The organism is Salinarimonas soli, assembly GCF_008386575.1.
Classification (GTDB): domain Bacteria; phylum Pseudomonadota; class Alphaproteobacteria; order Rhizobiales; family Beijerinckiaceae; genus Salinarimonas_A; species Salinarimonas_A soli.
This window is the reverse complement of sequence record NZ_VUOA01000009.1, coordinates 19076-44026: the sequence shown is the minus strand read 5'-3', so window position 1 is coordinate 44026 and position 24951 is coordinate 19076. Positions and strand designations below refer to the sequence as shown.

Sequence of the window (24951 nt, the reverse complement as noted above, 5' to 3'; positions counted from 1 at the left end):
TCGCATCGCCACCAATTGCCGCGTTCCCGCGTTGAGGCCCCATGCTCGTCGACAGCCACGCCCATCTCGATTACCCCGATCTCGGCGGCAATCTCGCCGCGACGCTGGATCGCGCGGAACGCGCGGGCGTCGGCCGGGTCGTGACGATCTCGACTCATGTCGGGCGCTTCGAGACCTACCGGGCCTTGGCCGAGAGCGATGCCCGGGTGTTCTTCACCGTAGGCACGCACCCCCATAATGCCGCCGAGGAGCCCGACGTGGAGCCCGCGCGCATCGTCGCCCTCTCCGGCCACCCGCGCTGCGTTGCCATCGGCGAGGCCGGTCTCGACTTCCACTACGACAAGAGCCCGCGCGACGTGCAGCGTCGGGTCTTCCGCGCTCATATCGCGGCGGCGCGGGGTTCGGGGCTGCCCCTCGTCATCCATGCCCGCGAGGCGGATGACGAGATGATCGCAATCCTCTCGGAAGAGATGGCCTCGGGCGCCTTCGGGGCGGTCCTGCACTGCTTCTCGTCGGGCGCGCGGCTGGCCGAGGCTGGCGTCGAGCTCGGGCTTTATGTCTCGTTCTCTGGTATCGTGACGTTCAAGCGATCGCAGGAGCTGCGCGACATCGCGGCGCGGGTGCCCCACGACCGGCTCCTCGTCGAGACGGATGCGCCCTATCTGGCTCCAGAGCCGCACCGCGGCAAGCCGAACGAGCCGGCCTACACGGCATTGACGGCGGCGCGGCTCGCCGAGGCCGTCGGCCTGCCGCCCGAGGAGCTTGCCCGCGTGACCACCGCGAACTTCTACCGCCTCTTCGCAAAGGCCGCCGCCCTCGACGGGGTCGCCGCCGCATGAGCCTGGCGATCACCATCCTCGGCTGCGGCTCGTCCGGCGGCGTGCCCCGGGTCGGATCCGGCTGGGGCGCCTGCGACCCCAACGATCCCCGCAACCGCCGCCGGCGCTGCTCGGTGCTCGTGGAACGCCGGAGCGGGGAGGGGACGACGAACGTCCTCGTCGATACCTCGCCGGATCTGCGCGAGCAGCTTCTCGGGGCAGGGGTGACGCGCCTCGATGCCGTGCTCCTCACCCATGAGCACGCCGACCACACGCACGGAATCGATGATCTCCGCCCGCTCGTCATCCAAATGCGCCGCCGTATGCCGCTCTACATGGACGCGGAGACCCGCGCCGTCATCCGGGCACGCTTCGCCTATTGCTTCGAGACCCCGCCGGGCAGCGACTATCCGCCGATCCTCGACGAGCGCGAGATCCACCACGAGGCGCCCATCCGCATCGAGGGCCCAGGCGGCGCGATCGAGGCGTTGCCGCTGCCCGTGCGCCATGGGACGATCGGCGCGCTCGGCTTCCGCTTCGGCGACCTCGCCTACGTGCCCGACGTGAGCACGATGCCCGAGTCGACGGAGCGGCTGCTGCACGGGCTCGACGTCCTCGTCATCGACGCCCTGCGCTACACGCCCCACCCGACCCACTACAGCGTCGCCGAGGCCCTGGCGCTGATCGAGCGCACCCGCCCGGCCCGTGCGGTTCTCACGAACCTGCACTCCGACCTCGATTACGAGCGGCTGAAGAGCGAGCTGCCGCCCTACGTGACCCCGGCGTTCGACGGCTTGCGCATTGATGGCGCAGGGGCGTGAGAGCTGGGTCCACCGTCCCCGGGCGCTCAGTTTCTAACCTACATTCCGAGCCCGTCGAGGCCCGGCCTACGCCGTCGGTGCGGCGCCTCGGGCCGATCGGCCGCGAGCTCGTCGAGGATGGGGCAGTCGGGCCGCTCGTCGCCATGGCAGGTGGCGGCGAGGTGTCGAAGCGTGCCGGCCATCGCTTGGAGCTGGCGGATCTTGTCCTCCAGCATCGCGACATGGGCGAGCGCGATCTGCTTGACGTCGTTGCTCGCCCGGGACCGGTCACGCCAGAGCGTGACGAGGTCGCGGATCTGCTCGACCGGGAAGCCGAGGTCCCGGGCGTGCCGCACGAAGCGGAGGATGTGCACCTCCGCGTCCGAATAGACCCGGTACCCGGACTCGGTCCTCATCGGGCTCGGCACGAGGCCGATCGACTCGTAGTAGCGGATCATCTTGGCCGAAATGCCCGAGGCGGCGGCCGCTTCGCCGATGTTCATCGCAGGGCCTCCACGGCCGTCCCGACCGGGGCCGGAGCCTCGTCGCTCCGCAAGGGCGGCGCGAAGCCCCGGAGCCGGAGCGCGTTGCCGAGCACGAACACGCTGGAGAGCGCCATCGCGCCGGCCGCGACCATCGGCGAGAGCAGGATGCCGCTCAGGGGATACAGGGCTCCGGCGGCCACCGGAACCAGCAGGATGTTGTAGGCGAAGGCCCAGAACAGGTTCTGCTTGATGTTCCGGATCGTCGCCTGCGAGAGCGCGATCGCGTTCACGACGCCGCGCAGGTCGCCGGACATCAGCACGACCTCGGCGCTCTCGATGGCGATGTCGGTCCCCGTTCCGATGGCAAGACCCACATCCGCAGCCGCGAGGGCAGGGGCGTCGTTGATGCCGTCGCCGACATAGGCGAGCTTCCGCCCACCCGCGCGCAGGCGCTCGATCGCCTCCACCTTCCCGTCGGGAAGCACCTCCGCCACGACGGTGTCGATGCCGAGGCGCGCTGCGATGGCCTCCGCGGTCCGGCGATTGTCGCCGGTCACCATGGCGACCTCGACGCCAAGCGCCTTCAGGGCGCGGATCGCCTCGGGCGTCGACGGCTTGATCGCGTCCGCGACGGCGATCACGGCCGCGAGGCGACCTTCGATCGCGGCGTAGAGCGGCGTCCTGCCCTCGTGGCCCAGGCGCTCGGCAGCCTCGGCGAAGGCCGCGACGGACAGCCCCCGCGCCTCCATGAACCGGTCGGCGCCGACCTCAACGAGGCGCCCGCCGACCCGCGCCGACACCCCGTAGCCCGGCACGGCCTCGAACGCTTCCGGCTGCTGCAGTGCAACGCCGCGCAGGCGCGCCGCGTCCGCGATGGCCGCGGCGATCGGATGCTCGGACCGCGCCTCGACGGCTGCCACGAGGCCAAGCACATCAATCTCCGCGAATCCGTCCGCGGCGATGAAATCCGTCAGCTCAGGCTTGCCCTGTGTGAGCGTACCCGTCTTGTCGAGCGCGACCACGGCGACATCGCGCAGGGCCTGGAGCGCCTCTCCCTGGCGGAACAGAACCCCGAGCTCCGCGGCCCGCCCGGTGCCGACCATGATCGATGTCGGGGTGGCGAGGCCCATGGCACAGGGGCAGGCGATAATGAGCACGGCAACTGCGTTCACGAGGCCGAAGGTCAGCGCCGGCTCCGGACCGAGCACGAGCCAGACCGCGAAGGTGGCGAGCGCAGCGGCCATGACAGCGGGCACGAACCACATCGTCACCCGGTCGACGAGCCCCTGGATCGGCAGCTTCGACCCCTGGGCCGCCTCGACCATGCGCACGATCTGGGCGAGCACCGTGTCGGCACCGACCCGGGTGGCGCGCACCGTGAAGGCGCCCGTCTTGTTGACGGTGCCGCCGACCACCGCGGCACCGGCCTGCTTCCGGACTGGCACCGGCTCGCCCGTGATCATCGACTCGTCGACGAAGCTCGATCCCTCGATCACCTCGCCATCGATGGGAACACGCTCACCGGGCCGCACCTGCACGACGTCGCCGGCCCGGACGCTGTCTGCCGGGACCTCGACCACCGCACCGTCGCGCACCACGTGGGCGACTTTCGGCGCGAGGCCGACCAGCCGCTTGATCGCCTCGGACGTCCGCCCCTTGGCCCGCGCCTCGAGATAGCGGCCGAGCAGCACGAGGGTCACGATCACGGCTGCGGCTTCGAAATAGACGTAGCCGGTACCGGCCGGCAGGAGGCCGGGCGCGAAGGTGGCGATCACGGAATAGCCGTAGGCCGCCAGGGTGCCGATCGCGACGAGGGAGTTCATGTCCGGGGCGCCTCGCAGGAGCGCCGGCAGGCCTTTGCGGTAGAAGCGAAGGCCGGGGCCGGCCAGAACACCCGTGGTGAGCGCGAACTGCAGCAGCCAGCTCGCCCGGTCGCCGATCGTCGCCCCCACCCAGTGATGCACGGCAGGGATCGCGTGCGAGCCCATCTCGAGCGCGAAGACGGGGAGGGAGAGGATCGCCGCGAGAATGAGGGAGCGGCGCAGGGCCTCGAGCTCCGCGTCGCGGGACGCCTGCTCCCGCTCCGCAAGATTCGAGCCGGAGCGAACCTCCTCCGCCTCGTAGCCGGTCTCCTCGACGGCCTGGACGAGGCGGATGACGGCCTCCGGGCCGCCGACGAAAGCGACGTTCGCGCGCTCCGTCGCGAGGTTCACGGCGACCGAGACGACGCCCGGGACCCGCGCGAGGGCACCCTCGACGCGGCCCACGCAGGAGGCGCAGGTCATGCCCAGCACGGCAAGCTCGACGCGGCTTTCGACGGGGTCGTAGCCGGTCGCGCGGATCGCTTCCAGCACCGCGCCCGATTCCACCTTTTCACCGAGGTCGACATGCGCCCGCTCCGTCGCGAGGTTCACGGCGACGCGCTCCACCCCCGGTACGGCGCGAATCGCCTTCTCGACCCGGCCGACGCAGGACGCGCAGGTCATGCCCTGGATCGGGATGTCGAGTGCCTTGGATCTGGTCATGGGGACCTCCTGTTCCATCATGACCCGGGGTTGTCGTGCTTCCCATGATGGGAAGGTCAAGCCCCGATTTGAAGAGGCGAGGGGGGTTGAGGCCCCTCGCCCGCGCGCCGAGGAGGCGCTCAGTAGTAGCGCAGCTCCGTCGCCTTGCCCCAGAAGACCCGGTAGGCGAAGGCCGTGTAGAGCGCGATCATCGGCAGCACGACCATGGCGCCGACGAAGATGATGAAGAGCGATTCCTCCGACGCAGCCGCCTGCCAGACCGTGAGCTGCTCGGGCACCACGTAGGGGAAGAACGAGTAGGCAAGGCCGTGAAAGCCGAGGAGGAACAGCCCGATCGCGCCCGCGAACGGCAGCCAGCAGAACCGGTCCGTCCGCGTCGGCAGGTGGCGCAGAGCCAGGTGCAGGCCGCAAAACAGTACGGCCGTCACGAGCGGGATCGGCGCGAGCAGGAGGAGGTTCGGCAGGCTGAACCACTTGTCGAAGATGCGGTCGCTGACGAGCGGCGTGACGGCCGAGACGACGAGGATGCCCACGCCGGTGAGCCAGAGCGTCCCCCGAGCCCAGGCGACGGCGCGCCGCTGCAGCTCGCCCTCGGCCTTCATGACGAGCCAGGCCGCGCCGATGAACGCGTAGCCCGCCACGAGGCAGACGGCGGTGAGCAGGGCGAACGCCACGTGCGGGCCGGTCCGCTCGAAGCCCACGATGTAAAGCCCGAGCATGTAGCCCTGCGACAGAGCCGTGATCGCGGAGCCGGCGACGAAGGCGCGATCCCACCACAGCTTCTGCCCGGCGGCCGCCTTGGCGCGGAACTCGAACGAGACCCCGCGCAGGATGAGGCCGAACAGCATCACGAAGACCGGCAGGTAGAGCGCGCCGAGGATCGCGCCGTGCGCCTGCGGGAATGCGACGAGCAGGAGGCCGACGGCGAGGACCAGCCACGTCTCGTTCGCATCCCAGAACGGGCCGATCGAGGCGATCATCCGGTCCTTGTCCTCGGGCTCGACCCGGGCGCCGGCCAAGATGCCGACGCCGAGATCGTAGCCGTCGAGGACTACGTAGAGGAGGATCGAGGCCCCCATCAGCACCGCGAAGGCGACGGGGAGCCAGACCCCGGGGGTGAGCGTGTCCATGTCGATCTCCGATCAGGCCGTGGCCGCGACGCCGGCGCCGGCGGCGGTCGCGCCGCCGTCGCGCACGGGCTCGGCGGCCTCATGGCTCGCGGGTGAGCCGGAGCGGCGCGCGAGGTAGAAGATGGTGGCGATGTAGGCCACGAGCAGGGCCAGGTAGACGGCGAGGTAGCCCGCGAGGGTCGATGCCACCATGCCGGCGCCGACCGTCTTGGACGCGGCCTGCGCCGTGGTGAGGACGCCCGTCACCAGCCAGGGCTGGCGTCCCATCTCCGTCACGTACCAACCCGCGAGCGTCGCGATCCAGCCGGCGAATGTCATGCCGACCAGGACCCGTGCAAGGTAGGGGTGCGGCTCGCCGCGACGCCACAGCTGCCAGGCGCCGAGCCAGGAGACCGCCAGCATCAGGAGGCCCATGCCGACCATGACCCGGAAGGAGAAGAACACGGGCGCCATGCGCGGACGATGCTCGAAGCTGTTGAGGCCCTTCACCTCGCCGTGCCAATCGTGGGTCAGGTAGAACGAGGCGAGGTGCGGGATCGTGATCTCGAACCGGTTGCGGCCGGCCGCGTCGTCGGGCAGGGCAAAGACGACCATGGGGGCGCCCTTCTGCGTCTCCCAGAGTCCCTCCATGGCGGCGATCTTCGCGGGCTGATGCTCCATGGTATTGAGGCCGTGGGCGTCGCCGGCGACGATCTGGAGCGGGATGAGCACGGCGCCGAGCACGATGCCGGTGCGCAGGGCCGCCATGACGCCGGGCGCGCGGTCGCCTCGCAGGAAACGGAAGGCCGAAACGCCCGCGATGAGGAAAGCCGCGGTCAGGCCCGAGGCCAGGAGCATGTGGACGACGCGGTAGGGCATCGACGGGTTGAACACGATCGCCCACCAGTCGGTCGCGTGGACGACCCCCTCGCGCAGCTCGTAGCCGGCGGGCGTCTGCATCCACGAGTTCAGGACGAGGATCCAAAACGCCGACAGGGTCGTGCCGCCCGCGACGAGCACGGTCGCGAAGGTGTGGACGCGGTTGGAGACGCGGTTGTACCCGAACAGCATGACCCCGAGGAACGACGCCTCCAGGAAGAACGCCGTGAGGACCTCGTAGGCGAGCAGCGGACCCGCCACGTTGCCGACCGTGTTCATGAAGCCCGGCCAGTTCGTTCCGAATTGGAAGGACATCGTGATGCCCGAGACGACGCCCAGCGCAAAGGTGAGGGCGAAGACCTTCACCCAGAACTTGTAGGCGTCCATCCAGCGGTCCTCGCCGGTGGCGTTGAACCGCAGCTTGAAGAACAGCAGCACCCAGCCCAGAGCGATGGTGATCGTGGGAAACAGGATGTGGAAGGAGATGTTCGCGCCGAACTGGATGCGCGCAAGCGTGAGGGCGTCCATGACGATCACTCGCTGTCGGGGGAGGGGGTCCGGCGGGCACCCTTGCGCCCGCCGGGGAGGACCATCAGCCGGTCCTTCATCTCAAGGATCTTCTGCACCTTGGAGCCGAGGCTCAGGAGCTGCACGAGGCGCTCCGTCTCAAGCCGGCGCATGTCGGCGTACCAGGCCGTGAGGAGCTCGAAGAGGTCGTGCATCTCGCGCATGCGTTCCTGCGCATGGCGCTCCTCGACGCTCGCGGGCTCCTGCATCAGGACCTCGCGCAGCAGCGTCATGGTCGGGTCGACCTCGCGCTTCTTGCGCTCCTCGGCCAACGTCCTGACGATCTGCCAGATGTCGTCGGGGGTCGTGAAATAGTCCCGCCGGTCGCCCGGCTTGTGCTGAAGGCGCACGAGGTTCCAGGCCTGGAGCTCCTTCAGGCCCATGCTGACGTTCGAGCGCGAGACGCCGAGGCGCTCGACAATGTCCTCGGCGTTCAGGGGCTCGGCGCTGACATAGAGAAGCGCGTAGATCTGCCCGACGGTGCGGTTGATCCCCCAGCGGGATCCCATCTCGCCGAAATGCAGCACGAAGGTCTGGACGAGCGGGGGAAGGTTCACGGCCGTTTCCTACGTTTCAGAACTTTCTGAAATATCGGATGGGGCAGGGCGCTGCGAAAGCGGCGAGATGTCGCGAGCGTGAGCATTTTGCGGGGTTCTGGACGCCCGTGAACGCCCCTTGTGTTGCGACGTTGACGCCCATTAGACAGGCACCTTGCTCAACCTCGCGGCAGACCGAACGATGCAGCCACCCGGCCCTCACCCCGTCCCGACGCCGGCCCGGAGCCTGGCATGAGCCTTGAGCCCGCGACGATCGCGCTTCTCGCCGGTTCCGGCCTCCTGGCCGGAATGGTCAATGCTCTGGCGGGCGGCGGGACGTTCTTCACCTTCGGAGCCCTCATGGCGGCGGGGCTACCGCCGGTCGTCGCGAATGCCACGAGCGCCGTCGCGGTCAGCCCGGCGAACCTGTCGAGCTCGTGGGCTTACCGGCGGGAAATCGGCGCCAACCTTCGCCGTTTCGCCGTGCTCTCGGTCTTGAGCCTCATCGGCGGGACCATCGGCGCCTATATCCTCACGCAGACCCGCAACGAGGCCTTCCGGCAGGTCGTACCGTGGCTTTTGCTGTTCGCAACGCTGCTGTTCGCGGCAAGCCCGTGGATCGTCCGGCAGGCCCGCGCCCTGGCTCGCCCGGGCTCGTCGGGCCGCTCGGCCAATGCGATCGGCCTGGGGTTTCAGCTCCTGGTGTCCGTCTATGGCGGCTTCTTCGGAGCCGGCATGGGCATCGTGATGCTGGCGGCGCTCGCAATCACCGAGGGCGACAATTTCCACCGGATCAACGCCGCCAAGAACCTGTGCTCGACCGTGATCCAGCTCAGCGCGGTGGTGCTGTTCATCGCGGCGGGTCTCGTGAGCTGGCCCGAGACGCTCGTCGTTGGCGCGGCCTCGATCGTCGGCGGCTATACGGGCGTAGCCTTCGGCCGCCGACTGCCGGCTGCCACGATCCGCTATCTCGTGATTGCGGTCGGCGCCGCGCTGACCGCGTACTTCTTCATTCGCTAAGCCGATAGCCACGGACCCGCGCAGGGCAGGGTGGTTGTCAGGAGGATACGGATCGACAGCCGCCGACCTGGTTAGACGACCCCATCCAGCCTCCCGAGTTCTATTCGCATAAGATATATTATGGAACTTAGTCCTGTGAGCAGCCGGGTCCGGGGCTGTCCGCCGTGCGTCATCCTCATTCCCAAGGACGTCTGACCGTTCAATCCTGCCGCAGGCTGCGCTACACCGGATCCATGACCTTCTCGGCACTCGACTCCCAACTCCTCGGCCCCCTTTTCGCAAGCGACGCGATGCGCGACGTGTTTTCCGACGAGGCACGCGTCGCGGCCATGGTGACGGCCGAGGCCGCGCTCGCCCGGGCGCAGGCGCGCTTCGGGCTCGTGCCGGACGGCCTGGCGGACGCGATCGCCGCGGTCGGTGCCCGCGACCTCGACCCGGCCGCCCTGGGTGCCGCCACGGCGGTCGTGGGCGTCCCGGTCATCCCGTTCCTCAAGGCGCTCCAGTCGCGGCTCCCGGCCGATCTCGAGCCCCATGTCCACAAGGGCGCGACCACGCAGGACATCGCCGACACGGCGCTCGTCATCCAGCTGCGAGCGGGCTTGCGTCTGATCGCGCACGAGCTCGGCCGTGTCCTGCTGGGGCTGGAGCGCCTTGCCGGACGGCACCGCGCAACGCCCTGCGCTGGCCGAACCTACGGTCAGCACGCGGCGCCGGTGACGTTCGGCTTCAAGGCCGCGGTCTGGGCCACGGGCATTGCGGATGTGGCGGCGCGGCTGCCCGGCCTCGTGGAGCGCAGCCTTGTCCCGTCGCTCGGCGGCCCGGTCGGCACCTTCGCCGCGATGGGCGGCCACGGACCCGCCGTGCTCGATGCCTTCGCGGCGGAGCTCGGCTTCCGGGCACCGCCGCTCGCCTGGCATACGCGCCGTGCAGCCTTGAGCGAGATCGGAACATGGGTCGCCATGCTTCTGGGGGCGCTTGGAAAATTTGCGGGCGACGTAGCTCATCTCGCGACGACGGAAGTCGGGGAGGTGGCAGAACCAGCCATGCCGGGGCGCGGTGGGTCCTCGGCCATGCCCCACAAGCGCAACCCAGTCGGGGCGACGTTGATCCTGTCCGCAGGCATGGCAGCGAAGGGTCATGTCGTGACGCTGCTCGACGCCATGGTGGCGGCCCACGAAAGGCCGGCGGGGGCCTGGCATGCGGAGTGGCACGCCCTCCCCTCCCTGTTCGGCCTCGCGTCGGGCGCGCTGCGGGAGGCGGCGCTCCTGGCCGAGGGCCTCGTCGTCGACGCGGAGCGCATGAGCGCTAACCTCCAGATCACCCGCGGCCTCCTCTTCGCCGATGCCGTCGCCGGGCGTCTTGCGGGCGTTCTGGGACGCGAGGCGGCGCATGCGGCGGTGGAACGGGCCGCCCAGCGGGTACGCGGCGGGACGCCGTCGCTGGAGGCGGCGCTGCGGGACGACGCGGCCCTTGCCGCGCTCCCGCCCGATCTGCTTGACACCTCGGGTGACCTCGAAGGGGCCGTCGAGGCGGCAAGTCTCTGGGTCGACCGTGCGCTTCCGACTTGTGCGAGGGCACGGGCGGAACTCGCGGCACTCGCCTGAAATCGCTTGCGAGTCAGGGCTCCGCGAGCACGAAGGCTGGGGCATCCCAGGTCTGGAACGGGCGCTTCTCGACACGCTTCAAGACCAGGCCTGCAGCCTGTGCGAAGCGGGCCAGGTCGGCTCGATCCTCCGGAATGCTCCGTCCGTATGAGGCGTTGAGAATCAGGACGGCGCCAGCCGGCCGCAGAACCCGTGCGGCCTCGGCGACATGCCCGCCGGCCAGATCCTCTCCGGAGAGCTGGAGATAGGGAAAGCTGTCGACGAAGACCACGAGGTCCATGGTTCTCGTCCCGATCCCGGCAAGATCGCGGCCGCCGCTCACCGCGAAACGCAGGTTCGGGACAGCAGCACAGCGGCGCTCGGCTTCGGCGATCATCCCGGGCGAGATGTCGAGGCCGATGATCTCGCCGACATGGGGTGCTAGGCGCGCGCCAAGACGCCCGATGCCGCAACCCACGTCGAGCACCGCACGGTTAGGCCCGATCAGCTCCCAGTCGCGCATGCGCCCGACGATCTCATCCGTCGCCGTCGCGAGGAGGCTCGGGTTGCCCAGCGAGTAGAGGGCGACGCTGCCCTCGGGCGAGGCTTGCACCGCGTTGTCGAAGAGGCGAGCCCAATGGGCGACCGGGTCGTCATGCGGCGCCTCGTGCGCCACGGCATCGATCACGGTCCGGACGACATGCCAGGCGCCGGGCTCACGATCCATGAGGTTCGACACGGCGGCCAGGGGCTCGGAGGGCGCGTTCCGGAGAGCCTCATCCAACGCTCTCCGGGCTTGCCCTGGGCCCGATGCTTCCATCAGCAGGCGCATGGCGATTACAGCCGGGGGCAGGCCGCCTGACGCCGCGTCCGCCAGGAGTTCCGCGAGGCGTTCGTCCTCAGACATGGGCGCCCTGCCGCGTCAGGACTCGGCGCATCGACCATCGGTCGACGGCACCCCACTCGTATTTGTAGGGTTCCTGGCCTCGCAGGAAGTGGAACTCCCCGGCGCCCGCCTGAGCCGCCGAGTCGATCGCATGGCCGACGAGGAGGGTGCCGGGACTCTCGAAGGCGAAGGCTGGGTCGAAGCCCCCGAGATAGGCGTAGGCCCGCCGGGCGTCCGCCAATCCGTAATAGGCGCCGACCACCCTCCCCTCCAGTCTCATCAGCGCGAAACGTGCAAGGCCCGCGCGGTGCAGGGCGGGGGCCGCCGCGCGGTGAAATCGCCGCACGGGATCTTCGGCCAGGACGCCCCCCTCCCCCCGCGTCGCCCACCGTGCGCCGTGCAGATCGAAGAGCGCGTCGAGGAAGGCGTCGATCCCGTCCGCCTCCACGCTCTCGATGGAGAAGCCGGCCCTCCGGGCGGCTCGGTTTTGCGCCATCCGGAGCTTTCGCCGCTTCCCCGCCGGCACCGGCGCGGCGGTGAGGTCGAGCACGGGGCAGGCGCATTGCCGCTCCGTGGCGTCGCTCATCCCTGGCCCCGCCCGAAGCGTGAGAGCGGCGGCACCGGGAGCGAGGTCTTCAAGGCTCAAACTGTCCCAGCCCTCGATCTGAGCGGCCGCATGCACGATGGCGAGGGCGGCGTCCCCGCGAAGGGGATCCCGGAGGATATCGCCGTAGTCGCTCAGCCCGATGCCGAGGGGCAGCAAGCGCCGTCCATGAGCCCCGTCCTCGCGGTAGAACGGTGCGAGGGCGACAAGCCGCCCGGCGTCGCGAACCGCGATCGCTCGCAACTCGCCCGGGGCGAACACCTGCCACCAGGGCAGGAGCCACGCGGGCGACTGGAACGGCGTGGCGCTCTCGCAGCGGCGCCATAGCTTCCACCACTCGGCTTCCAGCGCTGTTAGGCCGTCGGCAGTCCTGATCACGTCGGCGGTGAGGTCGCTCATGCCGCGCCAGCCCGCCGCTGATCGGCGAGCTCCCGGTAGAGAGACAGATAACGCGCCGTCATCCGCTCCTCAGGGAAGCGGTCGCGCGCTTCGGCGCGGCATCGCTCGGGGGAGATGCCATCGGCGGCGCGAATGGCCCTCGCCATCTCGCCGACGGAATCGACCAGGTAGCCCGTGCGTCCGTGAGCGATCGTCTCGGGCAGCGCTCCCCTCCCGAAGGCGATTACCGGCGTGCCGCACGCCAGCGCCTCGCGCGCGACGAGAGAGCTCGTCTCGTCGACGAGGCTCGTGATCAGCAGGCACCGAGCCGCCGTGAGAAGGCGGCGCTTCCGGGCGAACCCGACCGGCCCGATGAACCGGCGCTGGGCATCGAGGCGGGGCAGGATCTCCTTTCGAAAATAGCTCTCGTGCGCCTCGTACCCGAAAACCTCACCCGCGACGAGCAGCGGGACATCCACCTGCTTTGCGGCCTCAAGCGCGAGGTGCTGACCCTTTTCCGGACACACACGCCCGAGGCAAAGGGCATATCCCCGTTTCGCGTGGCGCGCCTGGAGAGCTTCGACGGGAATTCCGTTCTCGATCGGCTCAACGAGCGACGACATCGGCTGCAGCCGTCGGTGCTGGTCACGTGAGACTGCATTGAACCACGTACGCGGCCGGGACGGCGAGAGGGATCCCGGCGGGTAGTACGCCGGCGGCAGATGAAGCGTGACGAGGGCCGTCGATCCTGCCGGGGGCATGTAGGCATGGAAATCGAGACCATGCATGTGGATGAGGTCGATGGGCTCCCGTCCCAGAACATGCGGCAGCAGCGCCCGGAGGTGGGCGTGCCCCGAGCGGATCGCCCGCTCGGTCAAGGGCCCGGGCTGCATTGGGGTCGCGATCAGCTCACCTGCCACCCGGGAGCCCTCCTGCGCGATGACGAGCGAGCGATGGCCGGCGCGGACCAGGGCCCGGTCGAGCGCCCAGAGCACCTGCTCGGCGCCGCCCGCTGTATCGGGCCCGACCGACGCAAGCGGGTAGGCGACGCTCAAGACCGTCAGGGGCATGCCTCAACCCCCAGTTCGCGCCGGGCTGCGCTGACGGCGTCGCGCCAGAGGGGAAACGTCATGCCCCAATGCTGGCGCTCGTAGATGAGCGCGCCACCGTTCGGCGGCCTCGTGAAATCGTGCCCCCGCGAGATCCGGAAGCGCTCGGGACCGGGCGGTAGGAGCGCGAGCACCGACCTTTGCGTGGCGTGCGCGTCGAGCATGGCCTGCTTGGCCCGACGCTCCGCTGGTCCGAGATCAATCGTGACGTCGTCCGGGTCGGCCTCCGCGAAAGCCTGGATGCGCCAGGATCCATCGGGTGCAAGCGCGTAGTAGGGCATCTCGACGACCTGCGGCCGGAGACCACCCCGAGCCGCGACCAGACTGCAGGCGGCCTGGACCGCAAAGGCGCAGGCGTCGTGGTCGGGGTGACCACCCTCAAAGGCGTGCGTGAGGACGACGTCGATTCTGTCGGCGTTCATCATCGCGGCGAGGCGCTGCGCAATTTGCGCAAGCGCCGCCGTGGCTCCCTGGTCCGGCACGTCGAAGGACGTGAGAGCGGTTGGCGGGATGCCGGCGAGTCCCATCGCCCTCCGGAGTTCCTCTCGTCGTGTGGCAGCGTAGTCGGCGGGCGATGAAAAGCCGCGATCGAGCGCATCCGAGCCGGATCGCGGAGCTCCGTCCGTCACGTGGACGATCCGTATGCCGGTCAGCCGCCTCAGCTGTCCGCCAAGGCCGATCGTCTCGTCGTCCGGGTGAGCCACGACGAGCATCACGGAGCGGGAGTTGATGGGCGGGCGTGCAGCGTCGGCGAGATCTGTGAGGAACCGCCCTGCCTTCCCGTTCCCCTGCCGCGCGGTGCGCTCTGAGGGATAATTGTCGAGCGATGCGGCAGGTCGGGCCGGAGGGGGCATGCTGGGGCGTAGGGTGAGGTGGATCAGGAACTCTCGCCAATGCATCGGCATGCCGAACGGTTCCCGGTCGAGCCGTGCTCGCGCCAAATCGTATGCAGCGAAGGGGCGTCCAGGGGATCAAAACTGCGTCGATTTGGGACATGTGATCGTATCGGAATGAAACGCCCGTTCTCTTGCGAGACTGGCGTGCAATAGACGCACATTTGCGGCAAGCAAAATCGTCAGGTTAGACTGTCTTACGTAACGTAGACTTGAAATGTGGCTGATTTTATCATCGCGGCACATCGATACGGAGTTCAAAGATGACCGATCTGCGTAGGAGGCCGCGCCAGAAGACCCTGTTGCGGGGTGAGATCACGACCCTGACCGGGATGGTGATGAGCTGCGCGATCCGCGACCTGTCCGAGGGCGGCGCCCGCCTGACCTTCGGCGACGCGACCTGGGTCCCCGACCGGTTCAAGCTCGCCATCTTCGGCCGCGAATGGACGGCCAACGCCGAGGTCCGCTGGCGCAAGGACAACCAGGTCGGCGTCGAGTTCAGGTCGCTGCGCATTCACCAGGCGCCGGCCGAGCGGGCGCAGCACATTGCCTGAGCGGGCGGAGCGGGGTCGCCCCCCCCCGCCCTACCCTGCCCGGCATCGACAGGCAGCGTGGCTCGGCGGAGGCTTTCAGTCCTCTCTGGCGGTGCTCAAAGCGTGGTCTCCGGCGGGCGCGGCTTGTCCTCGCGCAGCTCGCGCTTCGTCCGCCGGAGCTGCTTCTCAACCTTGCCGAGGGCCTCACGAAAGGCGAGCGGCACCTCGCGCGCCTGCGCCTCCGCGCTCATCACGCGCAGCGCGCCCATGCGAATGTTCACGGAGCAGCGGAACGCGGTCCCCTCCTTCGAGACATGGACCGATGCGGTGGTCAGGTCGCCGAAATATTTGTCGGCCACCTCGCGGATCTGCCGTCGGGCGAGGTCCGGGAAATTCGACCCAAGCGAAACGTTGGCGCTGCCGACCGTGATGTTCTCTTCGCTCATGCGCTCCTCCTGTTCGGGGAAACAACGAAGCTGAAATACGGGAGTTCGCGGCGGCGTCCATGATCCCCTGCGGGAAGAGGCGTAAGGTGCCCTACGGAGTATCGGGACGCGATGCTTGGGCCTATCACCCGGCCCCAGCATCCCATTCCGGGCCGGCGCACCGCGCGCCCCGCCACGGACGGCATTTCGAGGGTCACGATGGACGCGGGCTGGTTTTGGGCGCTCCTCATGTCGATCCCGGCGCTGATCGCGCTGATGGACGGCTATGGGGAGGAGGCGATCGTCGCGACGGGGATCGGCGCGCTTGCCATCGTCGGCGGGCTCATCGCCTGGCCGCTCGGGCTCGCCGTGGCGCTCGCCGGCGGCGCAACGATCCTCTGGACGCTGGCACGGCGCAACGCGCGGCTCGACATGGAACGGCGGCACAGCGCGATCATCCGGACGCTCAAGCTGCGCGTCGGCGTCTCCGAGAGGCCCCTCCCCGCCTGCCTGCGCCGCTTCGCCAAGCCACCCTCGAAGGTCGGCTGAGGGCGGAGCGCCTCCGTCAGGTGACCAAGCGGGCCGCCCTTTCTCGATCGCCCAGGCGCGGACGCGGGAAGGTCGTGCGCCGCGCTCCAAGGTAATAGCCGAGACCCGCAAGCCCCGCCGCAGCGCCGACGGCCGCGAGCGCCACCAAGCCACGGGCGGTGGTCGCCGAGACGGCGTTCACCCGCGTCCGGGCGCGGTCGCCGAACCGTCCGTGCGCGCCCGGGTCGCCGGGAGGCGGCTCGAAGAGATTGTCGGCGTGCGGCCGCGCAGGCTCGCTCGTCTGCTGGCCCGCCCAGGCCTGGCGCGCCATCATCCGGTCCAGGGTGCCCGGCATCGCGAGCGTGCCGAGGATCGCCTGAGCAGCGGGCCCACCGACCCAGAGCTCACGCGGCGCCTCGTGAGCCGCCCGGACGATCGCCTCGGCGACGGCTTCGGGAGCATAGATCGGCGGCACCGGCTGGAGCCGGTGGCTCATCCGGCTACGCGCCCAATCAAACTGAGGGGTATCGACGGCAGGCAGCTGCACCATGGTGAGCCGGATGTGGCTTCCCTCGTGAAGGAGCTCGGTCCGCAGCGAGTCGGTGAAGCCGCGGACGGCGGCCTTCGCGGCGCAATAGGCCGATTGCAGCGGGATCGAGCGATAGGCCAGAGCCGACCCGATCTGGACGATCGTGCCCCGGTCGCGCGCTCGCATGCGCCGCAGCGCCGCCATCGTGCCATGCACTTGGCCCAGATAGGTGACTTCCGTGACCCGCCGCACCTCGCTCGGCTCCAGCTCCGCGATCGGCGAGTAGACGGTCGCCATGGCGTTGTTTATCCAGACGTCGATCGGTCCGAGGGATCCCTCGATCTCATCGGCGGCCCTGTCGAGCGCGCCGGCATCGGCGACGTCGGCCAAAAGGATCATCGACCGCCCGCCCGAGGCCTCGACCTCGCTCGCCGCGCTCTCCAGGCGTTCGCGCCCGCGCGCGATGAGCGCGACCGCCCAGCCCTCCCGGGCGAAGGCAAGCGCGACGGCGCGCCCGACTCCCGCCGAGGCCCCCGTGACGGCGACGACAGGCCGGTTGTTGCGCATGCTGGATGTCTCCCGCTTCATGATGGCGACGCCGAACGTGCCCATGGGGTGCGCGGCATGGCTCGGCTCAGCTGAGCCCGACGGCGTGAGCCGCCTTGGTGAGGAGGCCCCTCTGCTTGGGATCCTCCAGGATCTCGATGATGTTGCCGTCCGGATCGCGGAAATAGGCGAAGATGACGCCCTTCAGGTCCCGGTTCTCGTCGCCGAAGTGACAGGGCGGCGCAAGGAAATCGTAGCCCGCCGCCTTCATCTCACGGTAGGCCTCGTCGCAGTCCTCGACGAGGAAGCACAGGTGCTTGGAGCCCGGCACGTGCGGGTTGTCGCCCCGCTCGTCGCGCGGCTCCTTGGGCGTCAGGAACTCGATGAGCTCGACCGAGGTGTTTGCCACGTCGTAGAACGCGACCCTCGCACGGGCGCCCTTCGCCTGAACCTGGCCGTCGAACTCGCCGGAGTTGCCGACCGTCGTCGCGATCGTCGGCTCCTTCCCGAACAGCTTGTCGTAGAACGCGCGGGACCGGTCGAAATCGGTCACGAGCAAGCCGACATGGTGGACGCGCGACACGGTGACGGCCATGAGCCCAACTCCTGCGGATGAGGACGGCTCGGCAACGGCCGATTTCGGACGGGGTTCCTGATACGCTCCGGGCTGGAGCGCCGTTGCTACGAAACGCCGCTCCGCACCCCGCGCACGGGATCGCGAGCGGAACGGACCGCGGGGCCGGAGATTTCCCAGGTCCGAGGTCGTCGGGACGACCAACCAGAGGGGAGCCGGCATCATGCCCGATCAGGACGAGCAGGGACTCGAGCGTCGCTACAAGGTTCGTCAGGTGACCAACGTCCAGGCATCCTGGACGGAGCGGCGGCGCGGCGACGAGGGAACCTTTACGCTGCAGCTGATCCTCGACAACGGCGTGGAGGAGTACATCCTCGCGGTCGAGGCGGAAGATCTCGAGCCGATGCTGACCTTGTTCGCGAAAAGCGGCTACGTCACGTTCGATCTCGACCGCAAGGTGCTGATGTTCTCCAATCTCGCAGTGAAGTGACCGTCTCGCCGAACGAGGGGGCGGACGCCGCCTATCCGCCTGCGCCGTGGCGCCTGCTGGCAACTGTCTGGGTGTCGCTCTGGCAGCTTCCAAGAACGCTCGTCCCCACGGATGCGCTCGGCAGCGAGGCGCGGTTGCAGACCTTCCAGGACAGAACTCTCGTCGCCACGGCCTTCGCCGATTACCGCTCTGGCGGAGATCTCGTTTATCGCGAGATCCTGGCGGCGGTGCGTGTGAGGGTCGACGGTCGAACCTACACCCATGTGCCCCGCATCTGGGTCGACCTGCCGGCGTCGGTCGCGGGAGCGCGGGAGATGTGGCTGATCCCGAAGGAGCTGGCCCGGTTCTCGGGCACGTTCGGGGGCGTCGCTCTCTCGGCCGCGGCCGACACCCTCGAGGGCTGCCGCATTGCCGAGATCGCCTTCCAGCCGACGATTGCCCTCCCCGGCCGCTGGCCCGTCCGGACCGAGCTGGCGCAATGGGCGTTTGCGGGGACGGCCTCGTCGAAGCGGGCGCTGACGAAGGTTCGCGCCTCGGCTCGCGTGAGCCTCGGTACTGCGGCTTGGACCATCGCGCCGGATGGGCCGCTCGGCTTCCTGGCGGGCCGCTCGCCCTCTGCGAGTGTCTGCCTGCGGGACGTGACGCTCACCTTCGGCGGATAGGAGCCTTAGCCGTAAATAACGTCAGATCGCCGGTAAACCTTTCGCTGGCGACGGGGTTGTCTTAGCCTGTCCGAATCCGACCCGTGCGGAGGTTCACCGAAGGCATCATGAGCGGCACCCAAGTTCTCTTTCAGCTCCTCGGCAGCGTCGCCCTCCTCGTCTGGGGCGTGCGCCTGGTGCGAACGGGGGTGACCCGGGCTCTGGGAACGGAACTCCGCCGGCTCATCTCCCTGTCTTCCCGTAACCGCTTCGCCGCCTTCGCCAGCGGCATCGGCGTCACGGGCCTCCTGCAATCGAGCACCGCGACCGCGCTCATCGTCGGCTCGTTCGCCGGGCGCGGCCTGATCGCGCTCCCGATCGCGCTCGCCATCATGCTCGGCGCCGATGTCGGCTCGACGCTCGTGGCACAGCTCCTCGCCTTCGACATCAAATGGCTGTGGTCCGCGCTCGTCGCGGCGGCGGTGCTCGTGTTCATGAGCCGCGAGGGCGAGCGGCCCCGAGGCATCGCGCGGGCGGTGCTGGGCTTGGGCCTGATGCTTCTCGCCCTGAAGGAGCTCGGTGACACCACGGCTGTCCTCAAGGATTCGCCGCTGCTGCGGGCCGTGCTGGGCGACGCGGGCATCGATCCCGTCATCGGCTTCCTGCTCGCGGCGGTGCTCACTTGGGCGGCTCATTCGAGCCTCAGCGTGGTCCTGTTCATCATGTCGCTTGCGGTGGCAGGCGTGGTCGCGACGCCGCTAGCCCTCGTTCTCGTGCTCGGGGCGAATCTCGGCGGCGCCTTCGCGCCTTGGCTCATGCTCTCGGGCTCCCCGCCCGCCGCCCGGCGCGTGCCCCTGGGCAACCTGATCCTACGGGGTCTCGCCGCGGTCGCCGCGATCCCGCTTGCCTGGCGAATGGGCGAGGCCTGGCGGGAGCTCGTCGCGGATCCGGGCCAGAGCGTCGTCCTGTTCCACATGACGTTCAACCTCGCCGTGGCGGTTCTTGGTCTCGGCCTGACCGGACCGCTGGCTCGGCTCCTTCTCCGCGTCCAACCGGACCGCCTTGAGAGCGGCGACATAGGCGTACCCCGCCACCTCGATCCAAGCGTCCTCGACACGCCGTCCGAGGCACTGGCCTGCGCCATGCGGGAGACGCTTCGCCTCGGTGATCAGGTCAACGAGATGTTACGGCTGTCGCTCGCCGCCATCGAGGGCAACGACCCCAAGCGCGTGAAGGACGTCGAGAAGGCGGACGACGCGGTGGACCGGCTGCACGAAGCGATCAAGCTCTATCTCGTAAGGGCCTCGCGGGCCGAGATGTCCGACGACGAGAGCCGCCGTTTCGTCGAGATCCTCACCTTCACCACCAATCTCGAGCATATCGGCGACATCATCGACAAGAACCTGATGGAGCTCGCGGCGAAGAAGATCCGGCGCCAGCTCTCGTTCTCGCCCGAGGGCGCCGGGGAGATCCGCGCCTTCCACGCGCACCTCGAAGAGACGATGCGGCTTGCCCTTAACGTCTTTGCGACGCGCGACATCTCACTCGCGCGCCGGCTATTCGCGGTGAAATCCGTGACCCGGAGCGTCGAGCGCAATGCGGCGGAGAGCCATTTCACGCGCCTGCGCAACGGCCGTACCGAGTCGATCGAGACGAGCGCGATTCATCTCGATATTCTGCGCGACTTCAAGCGCATCCACGGCCACCTCACCTCCGTCGCTTATCCCATCCTCGAAGCGGAGGGCGAGCTCAGCGAATCGCGCCTGCGCGAGCGGTCGCATGCGGATCTCCCCGCCATTCTGCCGGGCGAGCTCGGGGCGGGGCTGCGCTGAGGCGGTGACAAAACCCTACCGCGCGAATGTCGGCATCTGCGTGTTCAATGCGCACGGGCGGGTGCTGATCGCGCGGCGCATCGCGAGCGACGGCCCGGAGATCATCCTGCCCGGCTTCGAGTGGCAGATGCCGCAGGGGGGCATCGATCCTGATGAGGACCCCAAGGTCGCCGCCCATCGCGAGCTGCGGGAGGAGACGGGGATCACCCACGTGACGCCGCTCGCCGCCCTGGATGAATGGCTCTCCTACGACTTCCCGTCCTATACGGGCCCGCCTCACCGGCTCGACCGCTTCCGCGGCCAGCGCCAGCGCTGGTTCGCCATGCGCCACGACGGCCCGGACGCCGACATCGACGTGACGCGGGCGACGCCCGAGGCGCCGCAGGAGTTCGACGCATGGCGGTGGGAGTCTCTTGAGCGGGTGCCGGATCTCGTCGTGCCGTTCCGGCGCCCCATCTACGAGCGAGTCGTGCAGGCCTTCATGCGCTTCGCTCGCCGGATGTAGGTCTCATCACAGAAGTCTAGCGCCGAAGATCTGGGCAGGGTCCATGTCGGCCGAGAGCCGCCCCGTGGGCGTTGCAGCCTCGCCGCCGTCGCGGGCGATGAACCGCCCGGAGCCCGCCGACACCTTGATGGTGCCATCCTCCACGGCGATCGTGCCGCGCACGAGCACGGTAGTGGGCCAGCCGCGCACGGTGCGTCCCGGATAGGCCGTGTACCCCGTCCCGTCGGGGGCCGTGGCATCGGAGAAGGTCATGCGGGCCCCCGGATCCCAGATGGCAATGTCGGCGTCCTTGCCGACCGCGATCGAGCCCTTCCGCCCGAGGTTGTAGATCCGCGCCGGCGCGGTCGCCGTGAGCTCGACGAACTTCGAGACGCCGAGCCGCCCGCCGGAGACCATCGCGTCGAAGAGGAGCGGCATGCGTACGTCGAGGCCCGGCTGGCCGTTGGCGATCTGCTTGAAGTCCGGCCGTGGGCCTGCCCGCAGCTTGCCGGTCTCGTCGAGGCGGTAGGGCGCATGGTCGGAGGATACGGTCTGCAGGTCGCCGAGATCGAGGGCGCGCCAGAGGGCCTCCTGATCCGCGGAGGTGCGGGTCGGCGGGCTGCACATCCACTTCGCGCCTTGGACGCCCTCGCGATCGAGATCGTCACGGGTCTGGAAAAGATAGTGCGGGCACGTCTCGGCGAAGATCTTCAGCCCCTCCCCCCTCGCCTCGCGGATCACCGCCGCTCCCTCGGCGGTGGAGACGTGGAAGATCATGACAGGCTGGTCGACGAGAGCCGACATGGCGACGAGGCGCCGGAACGCCTCCGTCTCCGAGACCCGGGGATGGCTGACGGCGTGGTATTTCGGCGCCGTGTAGCCCCGCTCCACGAGCCGGCGCGCCATCCAGGCGATCATGCCGTGGTTCTCGGCATGGACGCATACCATCGCCCGCGACTCTCGTGCCGCGACCAGGATGTCGAGCAGGCGCTCGTCGTCGACCCGGATCCGGTCATACGTCATGAAGACCTTGATCGAGCCGTGGCCGGCGCGCACCAGAGCGGGGATGTGCTCCTTGAGCGCGGCTTCGGTCGGGTCCGCCACGATCATATGAAAGGCGTAGTCCACCAGCGCTCCGCGGCGCGCCAGCGCATGATAGTCCTCGACGACCCTGGGCAGCTCCATACCGACATGCTGGGCCGCGAACGAGATCACCGTGGTCGTGCCGCCGAAAAGGGCCGCCCGCGTGGCGGATTCGAAGGTGTCGGCATTCATCAGCCCGGCGGCGCTGAGCTGCTCGATATGGCAATGGCTGTCCACGCCGCCAGGCAGGACAAGCTTGCCGCGCGCATCGATCTCGCGCGCACCTGGCCCAAGGCCCTGCCCTACCGCCGCGATCCTCTCGCCCTGCACCGCGACGTCGGCCTCGTAGACGTCGCTCGACGTCGCGACGGTGCCGCCGCGGATGACGAGATCGTAAGGGGCTTGGGACAAGGCGGCCTCCGGCGGAGCGGTACGTTCGAGCAACGCTAAGCCTGCCTTCGAGACCTGTCGAGCCAGCGCATCCGTGGAAGCCCGGCCTTCAAGCTGCCGTCATCGCCCACCATATGGCGGCGGACCCCAGACCGCCCGGCCTGCCCCCGCAGCCCGGCCGCTTGCCAAGTGCCGGTTGCGCGTGCACGAGAGCGGCGGCTCAAGGATTTCTCGTTGCCCATGAACGCCCCCGCGCCCAAAGTCTCATTCGTCTCGCTCGGCTGCCCCAAGGCGCTCGTCGATTCCGAGCGGATCATCACGCAGCTGCGGGCCCAGGGCTACGAGTTGACGAAGAAGCACGACGGGGCCGACGTGGTGATCGTCAACACCTGCGGCTTCCTCGACAGCGCCAAGGCCGAGTCGCTCCACGCGATCGGCGAGGCCATGGCCGAGAACGGCAAGGTGATCGTGACGGGCTGCATGGGAGCCGAGCCGGACCAGATCCGCGACCGCTTCCCGAACCTTCTCGCGATCACCGGCCCTCAGGCCTACGAGTCGGTCGTGCAGGCGGTGCACCAGGCCGTGCCCCCGAGCCACGACCCCTTCGTGGACCTCGTGCCTGACCATGGGGTGAAGCTCACGCCGCGCCACTACGCTTACTTGAAGATCTCCGAGGGGTGCAACAATCGCTGCACCTTCTGCATCATCCCGAAGTTGCGCGGCGACCTGGTCAGCCGGCCGGTTGGTGACGTGCTGCGGGAGGCCGAGCGCCTGGTGAAGGCGGGGGTGAAAGAAATCCTCGTCATCTCCCAGGATACCAGCGCGTACGGCGTCGATATCAAGTACCAAACGAGTCCCTGGCAGGACCGCGAGGTGCGGGCCCGCTTCTACGACCTCGCGCGCGAGCTCGGCGATCTCGGGGCCTGGGTCCGCCTGCACTACGTCTACCCCTACCCGCACGTGGACGAGGTCATCCCGCTCATGGCCGAGGGCAAGGTGCTGCCCTATCTCGACATTCCGTTCCAGCACGCCTCGCCGAAGGTGCTGAAGGCGATGCGCCGCCCGGGCAACCAGGAGAAGACCCTGGACCGCATCCGCGCCTGGCGCGAGATGTGCCCGGATCTTGCCATCCGCTCCACGTTCATCGTCGGCTTCCCCGGCGAGACGGAGGAGGACTTCGAGCTCCTGCTCGATTGGCTGCGTGAGGCGAAGCTCGATCGCGTGGGCTGCTTCCGTTACGAGCCCGTGAACGGCGCCCCGGCCAACGCGCTGGGCGATCCCGTGCCCCGCGAGGTGCAGGACGAGCGCTGGCACCGCTTCATGAAGGTGCAGCAGGGTGTGAGCGCCCGGATCCTCAAGAACAAGGTGGGCCGGCGCATCCAGGCGATCGTCGACGAGGGCGGGCCGACGGTGGCCAAGGGCCGCACGAAGTACGACGCGCCGGAGATCGACGGCTCGGTCTTCATCGCGTCGCGCCGGCCTTTGCGACCGGGGGACCTCGTCACGGTGAAGATCGAGCGCGCCGACGAGTACGACCTCCACGGCGTAGCTGTCTGAAAAGCTGAACCGGGAGGGTCGTTCTCCCTCCCCATTATGCCGGGGCGGCTTGCGCGGAAGGCCGACCATCTTCCTCGGAAGACGGCACAACCGCCGTGTGAGGCCCCTCCCCTCTGTGGGGCGAGCCCCTGCCTCTTTACGGGTGGAGCACCGTCGCGCCGGTCGTCTCCCGGCCCTCCAGAGCCCGGTGGACGTCGGCCGCGTCAGCGAGCTTCGCTCGCGCGTGGACGGGAATACGCACGACGCCGGAGCGCACCACCTCGAACAAGTCGCTTGCGATCGCCTCGAGGTCCTCGCGCTTAGCAATATGGGTGAAGAGCGTCGGCCGGGTCGCGAAGAGCGAGCCCTTCTGCGACAGGAGGGCTAGATCGAAGGGCGGGACCGGCCCCGAGGCGTTCCCGAAGCTCACGAAGGTCCCGAACGGGCGCAGGCAGTCGAGGGAGGCCGGGAACGTCGCCTTGCCGATGCCGTCATAGACCACCGCGCAGCCCGCCCCGCCCGTGATCTCCTTGACCCGCGCCGCGAAGTCCTCCTCCCGGTAGAGGATGACGTGGTCGCAGCCGTTCTCCCGGGCAAGCTCCGCCTTATCCTGCGATCCGACGGTGCCGATGACAGTGCAGCCCAGGTGCTTCGCCCACTGGCACAGGATCAGTCCCACTCCGCCAGCAGCGGCGTGAAAGAGGATTGTGTCGCCGGGCTTCGCGGCAAAGGTGCGCCGAAGAAGGTACTGTGCCGTCATGCCTTTCAGCATCATAGCCGCCGCCGTGTCGTCGTCGATCCCGTCCGGGATGCGCACGACGGACTGCGCCGGCAGGACGCGCTCGGCCCCATAGGATCCGAGCGTCCCCACATAGGCGACCCGCTCGCCGACGCGTAGGCCGGTCACGCCCTCCCCCAACGCCTCGACAATCCCGGCGCCCTCGTTGCCGGGGATGAACGGCAGCGCCGGGGGTTTGTAGAGGCCCGTGCGGAAATAGGTGTCGATGAAATTGACGCCGATCGCGGTGTGGCGGACGCGGATTTCTCCCGCTGTGGGCAGCGGCGTCGGGACGTCCTCGACGGTCAGGACCTCGGGCCCTCCATGCGCGTGAACCCGTATAGCAGTCCCCATCGTCCGTTCTCCCTGTCGCGCCCGCCCGTTGCGCGG

The 24951-nt window shown here is 69.0% G+C and carries 25 protein-coding genes; 11 read left to right on the top strand and 14 right to left on the bottom strand.

The features are described 5' to 3' along the window. Window positions 1–41: 41 nt before the first annotated feature. Both F0L46_RS04760 and F0L46_RS04755 read left to right on the top strand, forming a co-directional pair. Complete coding sequence (locus tag F0L46_RS04760; protein ID WP_149815895.1) at window positions 42–839, top strand: TatD family hydrolase; 798 nt, start codon at window positions 42–44, stop codon at window positions 837–839. Beyond that, the gene (locus tag F0L46_RS04755; RefSeq protein ID WP_149815894.1) at window positions 836–1639 is read left to right on the top strand and encodes an MBL fold metallo-hydrolase; all 804 of its coding nucleotides are present in this window, start codon (window positions 836–838) and stop codon (window positions 1637–1639) included. The genes F0L46_RS04760 and F0L46_RS04755 overlap by 4 nt, the downstream gene beginning before the upstream one ends. Window positions 1640–1677: 38 nt before the next feature. Here the strand turns inward: F0L46_RS04755 and cueR are convergent, their stop codons facing one another. The 5 genes from cueR to F0L46_RS04730 form a co-directional block, all read right to left on the bottom strand. Continuing rightward, window positions 1678–2121 (bottom strand): Cu(I)-responsive transcriptional regulator, encoded by a 444-nt coding sequence (gene cueR / locus F0L46_RS04750; RefSeq protein ID WP_149815893.1) that lies wholly within the window; start codon window positions 2119–2121, stop codon window positions 1678–1680. Next, complete coding sequence (locus tag F0L46_RS04745; protein WP_188311858.1) at window positions 2118–4628, bottom strand: heavy metal translocating P-type ATPase; 2511 nt, start codon at window positions 4626–4628, stop codon at window positions 2118–2120. Before F0L46_RS04745 ends, cueR begins: the two co-directional genes overlap by 4 nt. 119 nt (window positions 4629–4747) lie before the next feature. Further along, the gene (locus F0L46_RS04740; protein ID WP_149815891.1) at window positions 4748–5758 is read right to left on the bottom strand and encodes a cytochrome d ubiquinol oxidase subunit II; all 1011 of its coding nucleotides are present in this window, start codon (window positions 5756–5758) and stop codon (window positions 4748–4750) included. A gap of 12 nt (window positions 5759–5770) precedes the next feature. Continuing rightward, on the bottom strand, window positions 5771–7144 hold the full coding sequence (locus tag F0L46_RS04735) for a cytochrome ubiquinol oxidase subunit I (protein WP_149815890.1): 1374 nt from the start codon (window positions 7142–7144) through the stop codon (window positions 5771–5773). 5 nt (window positions 7145–7149) lie between these two features. Then, a complete protein-coding gene (locus tag F0L46_RS04730; RefSeq protein ID WP_149815889.1) occupies window positions 7150–7740 on the bottom strand; it encodes a GbsR/MarR family transcriptional regulator in 591 nt (196 codons plus the stop codon). A gap of 231 nt (window positions 7741–7971) precedes the next feature. On the opposite strand from F0L46_RS04730, the gene F0L46_RS04725 reads away from it, so the two are divergent. Next, entirely contained in the window at window positions 7972–8739 is a 768-nt protein-coding gene (locus F0L46_RS04725; protein ID WP_149815888.1) for a sulfite exporter TauE/SafE family protein, read from the top strand. Between the two features lie 290 nt (window positions 8740–9029). Then, entirely contained in the window at window positions 9030–10343 is a 1314-nt protein-coding gene (locus tag F0L46_RS04720) for a lyase family protein (RefSeq protein ID WP_240539868.1), read from the top strand. Window positions 10344–10356: 13 nt separating this feature from the next. On the opposite strand, the gene F0L46_RS04715 is transcribed toward F0L46_RS04720, so the two are convergent. The 4 genes from F0L46_RS04715 to F0L46_RS04700 form a co-directional block, all read right to left on the bottom strand. Further along, window positions 10357–11106: a class I SAM-dependent methyltransferase gene (locus F0L46_RS04715; RefSeq protein WP_188311857.1), complete on the bottom strand. Its 750-nt coding sequence runs from the start codon at window positions 11104–11106 to the stop codon at window positions 10357–10359. Between the two features lie 115 nt (window positions 11107–11221). After that, window positions 11222–12211: a GNAT family N-acetyltransferase gene (locus F0L46_RS04710; protein WP_149815885.1), complete on the bottom strand. Its 990-nt coding sequence runs from the start codon at window positions 12209–12211 to the stop codon at window positions 11222–11224. Next, the gene (locus F0L46_RS04705) at window positions 12208–13245 is read right to left on the bottom strand and encodes a glycosyltransferase family 4 protein (RefSeq protein WP_240539867.1); all 1038 of its coding nucleotides are present in this window, start codon (window positions 13243–13245) and stop codon (window positions 12208–12210) included. Before F0L46_RS04705 ends, F0L46_RS04710 begins: the two co-directional genes overlap by 4 nt. 5 nt (window positions 13246–13250) lie before the next feature. Next, window positions 13251–14204 carry a PIG-L deacetylase family protein gene (locus F0L46_RS04700; RefSeq protein ID WP_149815883.1) on the bottom strand — a complete coding sequence of 318 codons (954 nt, stop codon included), beginning with the start codon at window positions 14202–14204 and terminating at the stop codon, window positions 13251–13253. Window positions 14205–14455: 251 nt separating this feature from the next. On the opposite strand from F0L46_RS04700, the gene F0L46_RS04695 reads away from it, so the two are divergent. Continuing rightward, window positions 14456–14746 carry a PilZ domain-containing protein gene (locus F0L46_RS04695; protein WP_149815882.1) on the top strand — a complete coding sequence of 97 codons (291 nt, stop codon included), beginning with the start codon at window positions 14456–14458 and terminating at the stop codon, window positions 14744–14746. A gap of 95 nt (window positions 14747–14841) precedes the next feature. On the opposite strand, the gene hpf is transcribed toward F0L46_RS04695, so the two are convergent. Next, complete coding sequence (hpf, locus tag F0L46_RS04690) at window positions 14842–15171, bottom strand: ribosome hibernation-promoting factor, HPF/YfiA family (RefSeq protein WP_188311856.1); 330 nt, start codon at window positions 15169–15171, stop codon at window positions 14842–14844. Between the two features lie 111 nt (window positions 15172–15282). Here hpf and F0L46_RS04685 point away from each other — a divergent pair, with 111 nt between their 5' ends. Next, a complete protein-coding gene (locus F0L46_RS04685; RefSeq protein WP_188311855.1) occupies window positions 15283–15699 on the top strand; it encodes a hypothetical protein in 417 nt (138 codons plus the stop codon). A 16-nt stretch (window positions 15700–15715) separates the two neighbouring features. Here the strand turns inward: F0L46_RS04685 and F0L46_RS04680 are convergent, their stop codons facing one another. Together F0L46_RS04680 and F0L46_RS04675 are read right to left on the bottom strand one after the other, a co-directional pair. Beyond that, entirely contained in the window at window positions 15716–16774 is a 1059-nt protein-coding gene (locus tag F0L46_RS04680) for an SDR family oxidoreductase (RefSeq protein ID WP_149815879.1), read from the bottom strand. Between the two features lie 67 nt (window positions 16775–16841). After that, window positions 16842–17348: a VOC family protein gene (locus tag F0L46_RS04675; RefSeq protein WP_188311854.1), complete on the bottom strand. Its 507-nt coding sequence runs from the start codon at window positions 17346–17348 to the stop codon at window positions 16842–16844. A 202-nt stretch (window positions 17349–17550) separates the two neighbouring features. On the opposite strand from F0L46_RS04675, the gene F0L46_RS26030 reads away from it, so the two are divergent. The 4 genes from F0L46_RS26030 (at window position 17551) to F0L46_RS04660 (ending at window position 20795) form a co-directional block, all read left to right on the top strand. Beyond that, on the top strand, window positions 17551–17817 hold the full coding sequence (locus F0L46_RS26030) for a hypothetical protein (protein ID WP_188311853.1): 267 nt from the start codon (window positions 17551–17553) through the stop codon (window positions 17815–17817). Continuing rightward, window positions 17814–18479 (top strand): acetoacetate decarboxylase family protein, encoded by a 666-nt coding sequence (locus F0L46_RS26025; RefSeq protein WP_188311852.1) that lies wholly within the window; start codon window positions 17814–17816, stop codon window positions 18477–18479. The genes F0L46_RS26030 and F0L46_RS26025 overlap by 4 nt, the downstream gene beginning before the upstream one ends. A gap of 107 nt (window positions 18480–18586) precedes the next feature. Further along, window positions 18587–20290, top strand: a complete 1704-nt coding sequence (locus F0L46_RS04665) for a Na/Pi cotransporter family protein (protein ID WP_149815876.1) — start codon at window positions 18587–18589, stop codon at window positions 20288–20290. Then, window positions 20238–20795, top strand: a complete 558-nt coding sequence (locus F0L46_RS04660; protein ID WP_149815875.1) for an RNA pyrophosphohydrolase — start codon at window positions 20238–20240, stop codon at window positions 20793–20795. Before F0L46_RS04665 ends, F0L46_RS04660 begins: the two co-directional genes overlap by 53 nt. 6 nt (window positions 20796–20801) lie before the next feature. On the opposite strand, the gene hydA is transcribed toward F0L46_RS04660, so the two are convergent. Next, on the bottom strand, window positions 20802–22268 hold the full coding sequence (gene hydA, locus F0L46_RS04655) for a dihydropyrimidinase (RefSeq protein WP_149815874.1): 1467 nt from the start codon (window positions 22266–22268) through the stop codon (window positions 20802–20804). A 219-nt stretch (window positions 22269–22487) separates the two neighbouring features. Between hydA and rimO the strand changes: the two genes are divergently transcribed. Continuing rightward, a complete protein-coding gene (rimO, locus tag F0L46_RS04650) occupies window positions 22488–23804 on the top strand; it encodes a 30S ribosomal protein S12 methylthiotransferase RimO (protein WP_149815873.1) in 1317 nt (438 codons plus the stop codon). Window positions 23805–23940: 136 nt separating this feature from the next. Here rimO and F0L46_RS04645 read toward each other — a convergent pair whose 3' ends face one another. Further along, complete coding sequence (locus F0L46_RS04645) at window positions 23941–24915, bottom strand: quinone oxidoreductase family protein (protein WP_149815872.1); 975 nt, start codon at window positions 24913–24915, stop codon at window positions 23941–23943. Between the last annotated feature and the right edge of the window lie 36 nt (window positions 24916–24951).